General features: G+C 28.1%; 15 protein-coding genes. 7 read left to right on the top strand and 8 right to left on the bottom strand.

The features are described from left to right. Nucleotides 1-21: 21 nt before the first annotated feature. Nucleotides 22-2,853, bottom strand: a complete 2,832-nt coding sequence (secA, locus tag MFL_RS00285) for a preprotein translocase subunit SecA (RefSeq protein ID WP_011182954.1) — start codon at nt 2,851-2,853, stop codon at nt 22-24. Between the two features lie 77 nt (nt 2,854-2,930). Here secA and MFL_RS00280 point away from each other — a divergent pair, with 77 nt between their 5' ends. The 4 genes from MFL_RS00280 to MFL_RS00265 all read left to right on the top strand — a co-directional run bounded on the left by MFL_RS00280 (nt 2,931) and on the right by MFL_RS00265 (nt 7,063). Next, nucleotides 2,931-3,491: an IMPACT family protein gene (locus tag MFL_RS00280; RefSeq protein WP_164919770.1), complete on the top strand. Its 561-nt coding sequence runs from the start codon at nt 2,931-2,933 to the stop codon at nt 3,489-3,491. Nucleotides 3,492-3,549: 58 nt separating this feature from the next. Then, a complete protein-coding gene (locus tag MFL_RS00275; RefSeq protein WP_011182952.1) occupies nt 3,550-4,503 on the top strand; it encodes a 5'-3' exonuclease in 954 nt (317 codons plus the stop codon). Nucleotides 4,504-4,667: 164 nt separating this feature from the next. After that, nucleotides 4,668-5,255, top strand: coding sequence for a hypothetical protein (locus MFL_RS00270; RefSeq protein ID WP_011182951.1), 588 nt, complete (start codon nt 4,668-4,670; stop codon nt 5,253-5,255). 269 nt (nt 5,256-5,524) lie between these two features. Beyond that, nucleotides 5,525-7,063, top strand: a complete 1,539-nt coding sequence (locus tag MFL_RS00265; protein WP_011182950.1) for an ABC-F family ATP-binding cassette domain-containing protein — start codon at nt 5,525-5,527, stop codon at nt 7,061-7,063. 37 nt (nt 7,064-7,100) lie between these two features. Here the strand turns inward: MFL_RS00265 and MFL_RS00260 are convergent, their stop codons facing one another. Next, the gene (locus MFL_RS00260) at nt 7,101-7,700 is read right to left on the bottom strand and encodes an FMN-dependent NADH-azoreductase (protein WP_011182949.1); all 600 of its coding nucleotides are present in this window, start codon (nt 7,698-7,700) and stop codon (nt 7,101-7,103) included. Between the two features lie 118 nt (nt 7,701-7,818). Here MFL_RS00260 and MFL_RS00255 point away from each other — a divergent pair, with 118 nt between their 5' ends. Continuing rightward, on the top strand, nt 7,819-8,124 hold the full coding sequence (locus tag MFL_RS00255) for a winged helix-turn-helix transcriptional regulator (protein ID WP_011182948.1): 306 nt from the start codon (nt 7,819-7,821) through the stop codon (nt 8,122-8,124). Next, nucleotides 8,114-8,605, top strand: a complete 492-nt coding sequence (msrA, locus tag MFL_RS00250; protein WP_011182947.1) for a peptide-methionine (S)-S-oxide reductase MsrA — start codon at nt 8,114-8,116, stop codon at nt 8,603-8,605. The genes MFL_RS00255 and msrA overlap by 11 nt, the downstream gene beginning before the upstream one ends. Before the next feature lie 16 nt (nt 8,606-8,621). On the opposite strand, the gene MFL_RS00245 is transcribed toward msrA, so the two are convergent. The 3 genes from MFL_RS00245 to MFL_RS00235 form a co-directional block, all read right to left on the bottom strand. Beyond that, nucleotides 8,622-8,942, bottom strand: coding sequence for a hypothetical protein (locus MFL_RS00245; protein ID WP_011182946.1), 321 nt, complete (start codon nt 8,940-8,942; stop codon nt 8,622-8,624). A gap of 252 nt (nt 8,943-9,194) precedes the next feature. Continuing rightward, nucleotides 9,195-9,986: a TatD family hydrolase gene (locus MFL_RS00240; protein ID WP_011182945.1), complete on the bottom strand. Its 792-nt coding sequence runs from the start codon at nt 9,984-9,986 to the stop codon at nt 9,195-9,197. A 42-nt stretch (nt 9,987-10,028) separates the two neighbouring features. Further along, nucleotides 10,029-10,829: a TatD family hydrolase gene (locus MFL_RS00235; RefSeq protein WP_011182944.1), complete on the bottom strand. Its 801-nt coding sequence runs from the start codon at nt 10,827-10,829 to the stop codon at nt 10,029-10,031. A gap of 86 nt (nt 10,830-10,915) precedes the next feature. Between MFL_RS00235 and MFL_RS00230 the strand changes: the two genes are divergently transcribed. Next, a complete protein-coding gene (locus MFL_RS00230) occupies nt 10,916-11,515 on the top strand; it encodes an FMN-dependent NADH-azoreductase (protein ID WP_011182943.1) in 600 nt (199 codons plus the stop codon). Between the two features lie 26 nt (nt 11,516-11,541). Here MFL_RS00230 and MFL_RS00225 read toward each other — a convergent pair whose 3' ends face one another. From MFL_RS00225 to pta, 3 genes are all read right to left on the bottom strand, one after another. Then, nucleotides 11,542-12,342, bottom strand: coding sequence for a pyrroline-5-carboxylate reductase family protein (locus MFL_RS00225; RefSeq protein ID WP_011182942.1), 801 nt, complete (start codon nt 12,340-12,342; stop codon nt 11,542-11,544). A gap of 73 nt (nt 12,343-12,415) precedes the next feature. After that, the gene (locus MFL_RS00220) at nt 12,416-13,606 is read right to left on the bottom strand and encodes an acetate kinase (protein ID WP_011182941.1); all 1,191 of its coding nucleotides are present in this window, start codon (nt 13,604-13,606) and stop codon (nt 12,416-12,418) included. Between the two features lies 1 nt (nt 13,607). Next, nucleotides 13,608-14,576, bottom strand: a complete 969-nt coding sequence (gene pta, locus MFL_RS00215) for a phosphate acetyltransferase (RefSeq protein WP_011182940.1) — start codon at nt 14,574-14,576, stop codon at nt 13,608-13,610. Between the last annotated feature and the right edge of the window lies 1 nt (nt 14,577).

The following is a 14,577-nucleotide window of genomic DNA, read 5'->3' as shown; positions in this document are numbered from 1 at the left end:
AGTTTGCTCTAGTGTTTAGTTCTAACCAATTCTTGTTTTGGCAACTTCCCCACCATCATTGTCATCGTCGATAACTGATTTCAAAGAACTTGCATCTTTTTTAATTAATTCAATTTGTTCATATAGCGCAATAATAACATCTTTTGCTATATTTATAAGATTTTTAGTTTTATCATCTTCTGCTAATTTTAGTTTTTCTTCATACTTAGAAATAATTTCTTCTTTTGAAGTTGAACCAATGTTATCAATGCCAAGTATTGCTAACATTTGATCGATTTCTTCTTTTCCAAGATTGACAGTTTTATTTCCTGAATTTTCTCTTCGTTTTTGAATTTCAATAACTAAACCTAACATGATATCTCTTTGTATTGATAGTTTTTTAATATCGTTTTGATTATCTGCTTTAGCAATTAATTCATCAAATTTTGCATTAATATCTTTATTATTAATATTTGCTTTTGTTAAACCTGTAGATTTTAAAATGTCATCTATTATTTCGTCAGTAATTTCTATTTTTTGAGATTCAACGTTTTGTTCAGGATCTCTAATGATAATTTTTGATAGTACATCTACTACTTCTGAAGCTATATATATTTTTGTTTTATTAAACAATTCTGTTGCTTGTTCAACATATACAGCAAGAGGGTTATTTTGGGCATATTGTTGTAAATAAATACCTGCTTTTAATTTTGAAGCTATATCTATGTGTCTTGTTCAGTATTTGTCAAATGAAGTTAAAACATTTTTTCTTTCCATTTGAAGAACAACATCATCAGGTATGTCAATGACTCTTGCTTTATAGAATTCAAGCATCGCTTCTGCTAGTTGCACTGCTAAATTCATCTTTTCTTTATTATAGAAATCTTTTGCAACAAATCTTTTATGCGCAACAAGTTTACCATCGATTGATTTAAGTAGTTTTTCAGCGTTTAAAGTTTTTTCACCATGAACTATTTCAGAATTTTCTTCAATCATTTCATATGCTACTGTTATTTGGAATTTTTTAATAACAACTTTTAAATTATCAGCTCATAAAATTGAATCACGTTGTGCATACATCGCTTCACGTTGTTGTGCCAAGATATTATCATAGTCTAAAACGTTTTTACGTTGGTCAAAGTTTAATCCTTCAAGTTTTTTCTGAGCATTTGTAACTGCTCTTGTGAAGAACTTAGATTTTATATGCTCATCACCTAAACTTAAAAAGCTTTTTCTTGCTCTAGGTGAAGCAAATCTAATCATTAAATCATCTTCCATAGAAATATAGAATCTTGACATACCAGGATCTCCCTGACGTCCACTTCTACCTCTTAATTGATTATCAATACGTCTTGCTTCATTTCTTTCAACTCCAAAAACAACTAAACCACCTAAGTCTTTAACTTCTTGACTTAATTTAATATCAGTACCACGACCAGCCATGTTTGTAGCTAGAGTGATAGCGTATTTTTGACCAGCTTGAGAAACTATATCAGCTTCCCTATCGTGGTTTTTAGCATTAATCATTTCAAAATTTAATCCCGCTTTTTCTAAATAACGAGCAATTTGCTCAGATGATTCAACACTTGTTGTACCAATAAGGATTGGATTACCTATTTCGTTTACAGTTTTAATGTCTTGGATTAATTTTTTTAAAGCAGCATGTTTAGTACCAAATGTATAATCTGGTTCATCTTTTCTTATAACAGGTCTATTTGTTGGACAGACAACAACTCTTGTATTATAAATTTTAATAAATTCTTCTTCTTCAGTTTTTGCAGTACCAGTCATCCCTGAAAGTTTTGCATATAAACGATAAAAGTTTTGGTATGTAATTGTTGCTAATGTTGTTGTTTCTTCTTCAATCTCAACTTTTTCTTTTGCCTGAATAGCTTGTTGTAATCCATCTGAATAGGCACGTCCTTTTAAAATACGTCCTGTAAATTGATCAATTAACTCAACTTCACCACTGGCAACAGTATATTCAACACCTTCTTTAAAAGTAAAGTGTGCTTTTAATGCATTTAAGATCAAGTGAAATATTTCAGTATTTTCTAGAGCAAATAAATTTTCTAAAGAAAAGAAATCCTTTGCTTTTTTCATTCCAGTTTCTGTAAGATAGACTTGTTTTGTTTCTAAATCAATATCAATATCTTCTTTCTCATTTACTTTTTGAGCAAACTCATCAGCAGCCTTATATAAATTAATTCTTGAAGAACTACCTCCAGAAATTATTAAAGGTGTTCTAGCTTCATCAATTAAAACTGAGTCAGCCTCATCAATAATTGCAAAGTTTAATTCTCTTTGAACTTTATGTTCTTTATCAACAACCATATTATCTCTTAAATAGTCAAATCCTAATTCAGCGTTTGTTGTATATGTTATATCAGCATGATAAGCTTCTCTTTTAAGGTTTTTTGGCATTCTTGTTCCGTTTAATCCAACTGATACACCAAGCAAGTCAAAAACTTGACCATTTATTTCAGAGTCACGTCTTGATAAGTATTCATTAACAGTAACGATGTGAACACCTTTACCAGTTAAGCTATTTAAATACGCTGGGAATAACCCTGTAAGTGTCTTACCTTCTCCGGTTCTCATTTCAGCAATATCACCAAAGTGTAAAATTATTGCCCCTACTAATTGAACTTTATATGCATTTAATCCTAAGACACGGTTTGCAGCTTCTCTAGCTAAAGCATAAGCTTCAACAACTAAATCATCTACATGCTCTCCATTTGCTATCCTATCTCTTAATTCCTGAGTTTTGATTGCAAAATCTTCATTTGCAAGTTTTTTCATTTCAGGTTCTAATGAAAGAATTTCGTTTGCATATTTTCCATACATGCGAAGTAAACTTTTATCTGATGCCATTTTGCCTCCTACTTAATAAATTTTTAACTTTAATTATTATAATGATTATAATCTATTTAGTAAAGGAGAAAAGTACTTTGAAAACAATAAAGACTAAAATGGTTTACTCTGAAACTACAGAAATTAAGAAATCAAAATTTATTTGTACCGCTTTTCAGGTTAATTCCAAAGAAGAATTAGAGCAGTTTTTAAAAGACTTTTCTTTAAAAGATGCCAGACATAATTGTTATGCTTACAAAATTGGCACTAAAAATGTTTTTGGTGGTTACAGTGATGATGGAGAACCAAAAGGCACTGCAGGAAAACCCATTTTTAACGTAATAGAAAAAAATAATTTAACTAACATTTGTGTATTGGTTACAAGATACTTCGGTGGAATAAAACTTGGTGCTGGTCCTTTGACCAGAGCATATACTTCAAGCGCAGCTAATATTATAAAAATTGTTGAGCTTGAAGAAATTAAAGAAATAAATAGTTTAAGTATCACATTTAAAATTAATAATATAAAGGATATCGAATTATTTTTATCTAAAAATAATATTGAAATTATGAACAAAACATTTAATGAATCATTATGTATTTTTGAATTAAATACTTTTGAAGAAACTCTTCTTGAAATCAAACATTTGCTTAATTAAGTATAATTATATTTAAATTAGATAGTATGTTATAATCTCTTTGTAAGGATTTAGAAAAATGAATACATTAAATGAAAAACGCACGATATTAATTATCGACGGGTATCATTTGCTACATAAGGGTTACTACGGAACTCTTAAGAGAAAGAAATTAGCAACTAACAGAGAAGGTGTTCCGATCAATGCGATTTACACTTTTGTTGCAAAAATTAATCAATTAGTAAAGAAAAATAACTACTACAGCATCATTGTTACTTTAGACATGGATGAAGGTTGTTGACGTCGAGAATTGTATCCAGAATATAAAGCAAAAAGAAAAGAAACTCCTGAAGATTTAGTTCCACAAAAACAAATCATTAGAGAATTTTTAACTGCGGCTAATATTCCATGATATGAAATGCCTAGATACGAAGCTGATGATATTATCGGAACAATTAACAGAATAGCTCTCAAATTAGACTATGACGTACATATATTGTCAAATGATAAAGATATTTTCCAGCTTGTTGGTGAAAGAACTACAGTAATTACTAATAGTAGTAAAGATGACGAGCATATTTTAATTGATCACGAAAAAGTTGTTGAAAAATTTGGATGTCATCCTAGTCAAGTTGCTGATATAAAAGCGCTGATGGGTGATCCTAGTGACAATATCAAAGGTGTTAGATATTTACATTATGCTCAAGCAATAGACCTTTTAAATAAATACGGAAATATTGATAATATTTTTGAACACATTGATGAAATTAATAAAAATATTTCAAAAAGATTAAACGAAAGCAAAGAATTAATTTTAACCAATAAGAAAATTACAACAATTCAGGATAGATTGCCTATTGGTAGAGTTAATTTAAAACCAATAAGAGTCAATTGATATGGTTTGAGTAAATTTCTAAAGAAACAAAAAATGTGAGCTTATGTTGCTGATGTTGAAAAAATGGCAAGTGAATCAAGAAATAAAAATTCTAAGGTTAATAAAATAAAAAATGAACACATTTCAAAAGAAAAATAATTAATATACTATTTTAAAGGTTTTGGTTATAAGTTTTTTAGTTCTTTCAGTAACACTTTTCTTTGTAGGAAGTTTTTTTGACATGCAAATAAATTCTTGATTTGCTAAAGGAATGAACAACAGGGTTATCAAAATAATAGTTTGGGTTTATAAAAAAAGCTGGAATGACTCAATCATTTATTTTTATATTTCTATTTATCGTCGTTATTTTAGAAGTTACTTTCATTTCATTAAATAAAAGCATGAAGTGAAAAATTATACTTATTTTATACTATGTTGGTTGATTAGTTTTTTGACTTTCATTTAATATTATTGAGATTGTTTCTGCGCCTAATAGAAACGATGAATTTGGTCCAGGTGTAAATGGCTGATTTCTTGATAGTCAAAAAATAAGACAATATATTTTAATTGCAATTTTTATTATAGAAACATTAGGTTTCGTTGCAACTTTTTATTATCTTAGATTTAAATTTTCTAATAGAGCAGGCCTTTTAAAAAATGGTTACAGAGTTGACTCAATTAAAACTTTAACTATTTATATATTATCAAGTTTAGTTGTATGAATAATGAAGCCTGTTTTCGGTAGACCTTACTTTTATAGCGTAGATTTTTTTAACTTGTTTTACTCTGATAGACTTCAGCCTGAATGAAGAGACTATTGAATGCAAACTGGTCATACAATTAAGAGTTGAGGGGATTTTAAATGAAGGAACAGTAGAATCTGTTTTTACAAAGAAAGAATAGAAACATAAATATTTGAAAATAAGCATTTTTAGTAATATGATTTATTCACATTAATTTAATGCAATATACACAAATTATTTCAAAGAACACATTGAATAACTGACACATCATTTACAATTTCTATATCTTTAATTTTATTAATTGTAAATGGATTTTTAATAGATAAAATTATAAAAAGGTATAACACTAAAAATAATAAAAATTTTAGATAAAGATTGATGACTTTATTATTATTTTTATTTTGATAAAATTAAAAAGATTTATTTTAGGAGAACATATGAGTTTAATATTATTAGAAAACATATCACATCAAAATGGTGGAAAAAAATTATATGAAGAATCAAGCATGCGAATCAACAAAGGTGAGCACGTTGCTCTTTTAGGTCCAAACGGGGCTGGTAAAACAACTTTACTAAATATTATTTCTCAAAAAATTGTTCCAGATCACGGTTTGGTAGAATGACATCCAAAAGCAAAAATTGGATATCTTGATCAACACCAAGAAGTTGACATGAATATTACTGGAGAAGAATATTTAAAAGATGCATTTAAATATCTTTTTGACATGGAAGCGCAAATTCATAAAATTTATGAAGACATGGCTACCGAATACAAAGAAGAAGAACTTGTTAAAGCTCTTGCTTTACAAGATGAATTAAATATTAAAGGGTTTGACAGTATTGAGAAGCAAATAGGAAACTTGGTTGCTGGTCTTGGTATTGAACCAGATAATATTAAAAGACCCTTAGGATCACTTTCTGGTGGTCAAAGAGGAAAAATATTATTAGCTAAACTACTTTTAAAAAACGATGACTTTATTTTACTTGATGAACCTACAAACTTTTTAGACGTTGAACAAGTTGAGTGATTAGTTAATTTCTTACAAAATTATGAAAATGCTTTTTTAGTTGTTTCTCATGATAGAGATTTTATAAATAGAATCGTTAATATAATATATGCAATTGAAAATCTTGAAATTGTTAGATATGTTGGTAACTATGACAAATACGTTGAACTTTCAGCGTTACGTGCTGAACAATATGATAGAGCTCGTGAAGCTCAACAAGGTCAGATATCAAAACTTAAAGAATACATTGCTAAAAATGGTGCTAGAGCTTCAACTGCTCGCAGTGCTCAATCAAGACAAAAACAATTAGAAAAAATTGACGTAATGGACGCTAGAAAAGAAAATGCAAAACCTAACATGCATTTTAAATATAGAAGACCAAGTTCAACTGTTATAGTTAAAGCAGATAAACTTGAAATTGGTTATGATTTTGCTTTAACAAAACCATTAACTTTTGAACTTAGAGAAGGTGAAAAATGTATCGTTAAAGGATATAACGGTATTGGTAAAACAACCTTCTTAAAAACTATTGCTGGAGAAATTGAGAAAATTGATGGTGAAGTTGAAATTGGACAAGGTGTTTTTACAAACTTTTTCCACCAGATTGATGACTTCGAAGAACACGAAACACCTGTTAGTTATTTACTAACAAGATATCCTCAAATGACACCTGGTGAAGTTAGAGCAAAGATTGGTATGTTTGGTATTAAAAGTGAATTAATGATGAATAAAATGAAAGAACTTTCTGGGGGAGAACAAACAAAAGTTAGGTTAGCCGCTCTTAGTTTAGAACCAAGTAGTTTACTTATTCTTGATGAGCCAACTAACCACATTGATGTTCTTGCAAAAGAATCTCTTTTAGATGCTATAAAAGCATTTGAAGGTACAGTTTTAATTACAACCCACGATATTAACTTTGAAACTCAATGAGCTGATAAAGTTTTAGATTTTGAAGATATCTTAGATTAAAAAAAGGAAACTTTGGGTTTCCTTTTTTTATATTAAATTAAAAGTTTTTAGCAGCTTTTAAAATTTGTTCTTTTACTTTTTCTAAATTCTCAATTGGAGATTGTTCTGCATAAGGTGGTATATCCATCATTTCGTTAATGATGATTTCGCTTTTTACCTTAGCACCTAAAAATTCTCAAATGTTTTTTACATATTCTGTAAATGCTGAGTTTGGAGTTCCAGTTCCACCTTTTGTTGCTAAAATTTGAACATCCTGTATATTTGAAAGTAACCCTATTGCATTACCATCTGTTGAGCCCTTATATGTAAAAGTAAGGTTTGCAATTGTTATATGATCTATATAGTTTTTTAATATAGCTGGTATACCTCAGTTAACCATTGAAAAATTTAAAACTATTTTGTCAACTGATTTTAATTGTTCTATAAAATCAAATGAATCTTCTTGATTGAAATATTCAGCGATATTATTTCTTGTTAATGTTTTTTGTGACATTTTAGTCTCATTTAAATCTAGATTAATGATTTCATCATTTGGATTCATTTTTTTATATTCTTCAATAAACATGTTTGACATTGCTAATGAATCTGAATTGTTTAATTGAGAAACACTTGAATTAATTACTAATACTTTTTTCATTTTGTTTATCCTCTACTTTGTATTTTATCTATACAAGTATATAATATTATAAAACAATAAATAATGTAAGTACCAACAAAAATGTTATATACTTACAAAAAGGAAAGTAAGGAAAATTATGGAAAAATTTTGCCCATTAGAATACACATTAAATTTTATTAAATCAAAGTGAGTTATATTAATCATACGAGAACTTTCATTTGGAACTTGTCGCTTTAATGAATTGGAAAAAAGAATAGCAGGCATTAGTCAAAAGGTATTAACATCAAACTTGAGGTTTTTAGAAGAAAATAAACTTGTAGAAAGAACAGTTTACCCTGTTGTTCCACCAAAGGTTGAATACAGTTTAACAGATTTAGGTAAAAGCTTAAAACCAATACTAGATCAAATGAGTGATTGAGGAGTCAAAAATTATGGAAAATAAAACTATATATTTAGCTGGGGGTTGTTTCTGAGGAGTTCAAGCTTTTTTTGATTATCAAAAAGGAATAATTAAAACAACTGTTGGTTATGCACAAGGCGATATAGATAACCCTACTTATGAAGAAGTTTGTACTGGAAAAACAAATCATACAGAAACTTTAAAAATTGAATTTAATGAAAAAGAAATATCTCTTAAAGAAATATTAGATTTATATTTTTCAATAATAAATCCATTTTTACTAAACCAACAGGGGAATGATAGGGGTACACAATATAGAACTGGTATATATTCAATAAATGAATTTGATTTTACTTTTGTAAAAAAATATTTGGAAAACTTTCAAAAACAAACAACTCAAAAAGTTGTTGTTGAAAATGAAATATTAAAAAATTTCTTTGATGCTGAGGAATATCACCAAAAATATTTGGACAAAAATCCTAATGGTTATTGTCACATTGATTTATCAGATTATAAAAAATAAAAGCTCCTTAAAGCTTTTATTTTTTTATTATACAGTCTTCGCAAATTATGCACGCTGTTTTATTTTCTTTATTATTACATAAATACATTTGTTTTTTTGTAAATGAAAAATCACCTTCACAACAACTGCAAATGTTTTTATCAAAATCATTTATTTCACTTAACAAATCATCACCTAATTGTTTTTTTAAAAAATCTTTATATATTTTTGATCTATTTGGTTTTTGATTATATTTTTGTTCAAAAAGTTTTTCTAATATTAAAGTCTCATCATTTAAATAAATGTTAACTTGTTTTCCACCTAGTTTATTAATAACTTCAAATTCTTCGTTTTTCATTTTAACCTCTTTTAATTATTATATATCAAAATAATTTTATATACATATTTTATATACATATTTATATTAAAGTGATACTATTAAATTAAGGAATAATTCCTTGGAGGTTTGTATATGGCAGATAATAAATGTACTTGTAAAACATGCAGCTGTGCTGATTGCACTAAAGAAAGCTGTACTTGTAAAGATTGCAATTGCACAATGAGTGAGTGTGCTTGTGACTAATAAAAAACTTAGCGTTTGCTAAGTTTTTTATCTTTTTGGGAAAAATAATCTAACTGCATTATCCCTTGTTATTTCTGCTACATCAGATCTGCTCATTTTTTTAATATTAGCTATTGCTTCAACAACTAAAGGTAAATATTTTGGAGCATTAGTTTTTTTATTGTATGGTTTAGGTGTATCGTAAGGTGCATCTGATTCAACAACTATACTATTCATTGGTAATTCTTTAACAACTTTTTTTAAATTTTTATCTCTTGTAACTTGACCATTTATTGATATTAGAATACCTTTTTCAATAAACATTTCTGCAATCTCTAAACTTTCATTAAAAGCATGTAAAACTGCTTTATGATATTTCTCTTTTTTTAATATAGCTAAAACATCGTGATAAGCATCAATTGATCCTTCAATATCCCTTACGTGTAACATTAATGGTAAATCCATTTTCTTAGCAAGTTTAACTTGTTTTGTAAATCCACTAATTTGTTGGTTTTTATATTCAATGCCTCTTGAATAATCTAAACCGGTCTCACCAATTCCAACCACTTTATCTGCGTTAGCTAAAATCTCTAAAGTATTATATGCTTCATCTGTAAAAAATTGTGCGTGTGTTGGATGTATTCCAACTAATGCTCAAACATGTTTATTTTTTTGTGCTTGAACTAAAGCAACTTTTGATGATTTTATATCATACCCAACATTATTAATTATGTCTACTCCGCTTTTTTTAGCCTCAGCCGCCATTTCGCTGCTTGAGATTTCATTTTCAATATAAATATTGTCATTTAAGTGACAATGTGTATCATATACTCCTGCCATTATGTAATCCTCTTTTTCTCTTACTCTTTAATTATAAAACTTTTAAATATTAAAAATTAATTTAGCGTTGCTTGTTGTTAATTTTATTACTTCTTCTTTAGTTACATTTTTTATTTCTGCAATTTTCTCAACAGTTAAATTAATAAATTTTGCTTCGTTTAATTGTCCTCTATGTGGATGTGGTGTTAAATAAGGTGCGTCTGTTTCAACTAGCATTTTTTCTAAAGGTATAATTTCAACGGCTTCTTGAAGCACTTTTGCATTTTTAAAAGTTACTGCACCCCCTATATTTATGTAACAACCTAAATCCAAAAATTTTTGTGCGTATATAGAATTAGCCGAAAAGCAATGTACTATAACTTTTTCTAAATTATATTCTTTTAAAATTTCAACAACATCATCATATGCTTCAAAAACATTAACGTGATCTCTTATATGTATTTGCAATGCTTTATTATGTTTTTTTGCTAACTCAATATGTTTTTTAAAAAATGTTTTTTGCAACTCTGCGTCTTCCTTAGTATAAAAATAATCAAGACCTGTTTCACCAATTGCTATAACCTCTGCTTCTTTTGCTAATTCATCTAATTCTTCCATAACTGAAAAATTATTTTTTGAAACATCGTTTGGATGAATAGCAATACCTGCAAAAACAATTCCTTTATATTTTTTAGAAAGTTCAACAGCTTTTTTACTTGAATTAATATCAAAGCTTGCGCATAAAAAACCTTCAACATCATTTTTAATAGCTTCATTAATCATAGGTTCTATCATTTCATTTGTATATTTATAATCATCATTAAAATGTATGTGTGCATCAAAAATCTTATTTTCTTTTAACATTTTTATATTCCTTTTCAGTTGTTTTGTTAATATTGATTATAAACTTTTAGTGATATAATTAAAATAATAAAAAGGAGAATATTTTTATGAGTAAATTATTAGTTATAAATGGTTCTGTTATTCCAAGTGATAAATCAAATTCACACGAAATGGCAAGAATATTTTTAGAGGAATACAAAAAAGTTAATCCAAATGACGAGATTATTGAATTAGATTTAAATAAACTTGTTGTCGGAACAAATGTTTTAACAACTGAAACTTTTTCAACTTATTGAGGTGAAGAAGAAGGAATGAAATATATTAATCAATTAAAAGATGTTGATAAATTATTAGTTATCGCTCCAATGTATAACTTCCATGTTTCTGGAATGTTAAAAAACTATATTGACCATGTTGCTTTAGCTAACCAAACTTTTTCTTATAAATACGCAACAAAGGGTGCAAGCATTGGTTTATTAGATAAACTTAAAGTTCAAATACTTGCTACTCAAGGAGCTCCAAAAGGTTGATACCCATGAGGAGATCATGTAGCATATTTAAAAGGTACATGAGAATTTATGGGGGCAAAAGTTGCTGAACCTATTTTATTAGCTGGTGTTAAGGTTGAACCACTAAGTACTCAATCTCCAAAAGAAATTGTTTCATCAATAACTTCTGATTTGATTGCTGCTGCTAAGAAATTTTAAATTAAAATCGGGTTTCCCCGATTTTTTTATTTTGTTGCTTTTTTAGTTGCTGCTGTCAGTGCTTCTTGAATTATTTTTTCAAAGTTTTTATTATCTAAAATTTTTTGCCCTTCAATAGTTGATCCATTTGGAACACAAATTTGATCGACCATTGTTCTTAACTCTACTTCTGATTTTGATGCATTCATAACACTTCCTATGATTGCCTCTTCTATTATTCTAAAGGCTTGTTCTTTTTCGAAACCTTTATCAATTGCATAATCAGTCATAGCTTTAAAAAATGAAATTATATAAGATGGTGAGCAACCAGAAATAGCTGTTAGTGTTCCAAATTTATCTTCATCAATATTTTCCACTATTCCACAAAGTTCAAACATTTCAGAAACAAATTTCATTGTTTCATTTGATGCATTTTTAGTTGCTAAAGCTGTCACAGATTTTTGTATAGAAGCATTCATGTTTGGCATCATTCTAATTACTGAAACTTTCTTATTTTTTACAAAATTATTCTGAACATCTTCTATTGTAACTGCATTCGCCATACAAATAATAGTTTTTCCATCAATGTTTAATTGATCCATATTTTTACATAAAGGTTCAACATCAATAGGTCTTGTCCCTATGACAATATAATCTATTTTTTTAAGTTCTATTTCTGAAATATCTTTTAAAGGTCTTAGCCCTTGAATATTTTTTATTGCTTTATCTTGAACTTCTTTTATTACATCGTATCCAAAAACTTCTATTTTATTATTTGAATTTTTTAAAACTCCCTTAACAAGTGAAGAACCCATATGACCTAAACCTATAAATAATACTCTTTTCATGTTTCACCTCATTTATTTATTATTAATTATAATTTAAAAGATAAAAAAATAACCTTAATGGTTATTTTTAATTCTATTTAGTTAAATTGATTGTATCTTTACAAATCATTAATTCTTCATTAGTTCTAACCGCTAATACTTTTATTTTTGAATTTGGTGAAGATATATATTTATAGTCTCCATAACTTTCTTCATTTTTAGCATTATCAATTTCAATATCTAATAAAGGTAATTTTTCTAAAATAAATTGTCTTGTATGAATTGAATTTTCACCAACACCAGCTGTGAAAACAATACCATCAATATTGTGTCCTAATAAGTTTGCAAATCTAATGATATAGTCCGCAGAAACTTGTGTATATTTGTTAAGTGCTCTTTTGTAATCTTCATCACCTTTAAAATATCCACCAGTTACATCGCGCATATCACTTGATTTTCCGCTTAATCCTAACAGACCTGATTCTTTATTTAAAATATTTGTTATTTTTGAAACGTCCAATTGTAATTCTTTACACATGTATTCGATAATTGATGGATCAATATCACCACTTCTTGTTCCCATCATTACACCAGCGAGAGGAGTTAATCCCATTGTTGTATCAAATGATTTACCATTTTTAATACATGTTATACTTGCACCGTTACCTAAGTGGCAAACGATAAGATTTAATTGGTCTTTAGGTTTGGCTAATACTTCTGACATTTTTTCTGCTATGTATTGGTAACTAATACCATGAAAACCGTATTTTCTTACACCATGTTCTTTATATCAAGAATAAGGAACTGCGTATAAATATTGTTCTTCAGCTAAAGTTTGATGATATGCTGTATCAAAGCATGCTACCAATTTAGCTTTAGGCATAACTTTTTCAATGGCCTCAATGGCTGTTATAGCCCCTGGATTATGCAATGGTGCTAATTTAACTGCATCTTTAATTGTGTCAAAGACTTTTTGATCTATAATTGAAGATTTACTTATTGTTCCACCATGAACAACCCTGAATCCTACAGCATTTATATCATCTACATTGCTGATAATATTTAATTCAATTAATTTATCTAAAATAAACTTAATTGCTACTTCATGATTTGGTAATTCAACATTATATTCATATTTTTTACCTTCATATTTAAATGAAACTGCACCATCAACAGTTATTCTTTCTGCTAAACCATCAAGAATATCAATTGGATTGCTTTTATCTAAATCATTAAATAATCTAAATTTAATTGAACTACTTCCTGCATTAACTACTAAAATCATATTACGCCTCCAATGCTTGATAAATTGTAATAATAGCTGTATTCATAATATCTGTTAATGTAGCTCCACGACTTAAATCATTAACTGGTTTATTGAATCCAAGGATGAATGGACCTATAGCTTCGTAGCCACCCATTCTTTGGGCAATTTTATAACCAATGTTTCCTGCATTAATATCAGGGAACACAAACACGTCAGGTGTTTGTTTAGTTAATTTACAATCTTTAAATTTTTTATCTCTTATTTCTTTATCCCAAGCCGCATCAAACTGAATTTCTCCAGCATAATTAAAATCAACTGTTTGAGAGTCTAATAATTCAACAGCTTCTTTAACACGAACTACGTCTTCACCAGCCCCTGATCCTGCTGTTGAGTAACTTAATAAAGCAACTTCAGGATTTTTAACATCAAATGATTGAGCAAATTTTGCTGTCATTTTTGATATGTCAGCTAATTGTTGACTTGTGGGTTTTAAATTTAATGCACAATCTGTAAAGAAGTAATTTTCTTCACCTTTGTTCATAATAAACACACTAGCTGCTAACGCAACATTTGGTGATGTTTTAATAATTTGTAATGCAGGTCTTATAGTATCAGCTGTTGTATATGTTATTCCACATAGCATACAATCAGCTTTTTCCATTTTAACCAACATTGCACCTATGTAATTGGCCTGTCCCATCAATTTAGTTGCTTGTTCTAAATTAGTTTTGTCTTTTCTTAAATCCATAAATTTTTCAATTAATGGTTGTTTATCCAATTTATCAATTGCAATAACTTCAATTTTTGAATCTAATGATGACGGTATTGATTCTGATTTTTGAAATAACATAATAACTTTTGAAATATTTTCTTTAACAAGAGTATTAGCTACTTCTTGAATTTTAGGTTCTTCACCTTCGGGTAAAACTATGGTTTTTTTATGATCTGAGTCTACTAGAATTTTTTTGATTTGTTCTACTGAATACATA

It is taken from the genome of Mesoplasma florum L1 (assembly GCF_000008305.1).
Taxonomy (GTDB): domain Bacteria; phylum Bacillota_I; class Bacilli_A; order Mycoplasmatales; family Mycoplasmataceae; genus Mesoplasma; species Mesoplasma florum.
This window is presented reverse-complemented; position numbering and strand designations above follow the sequence as displayed.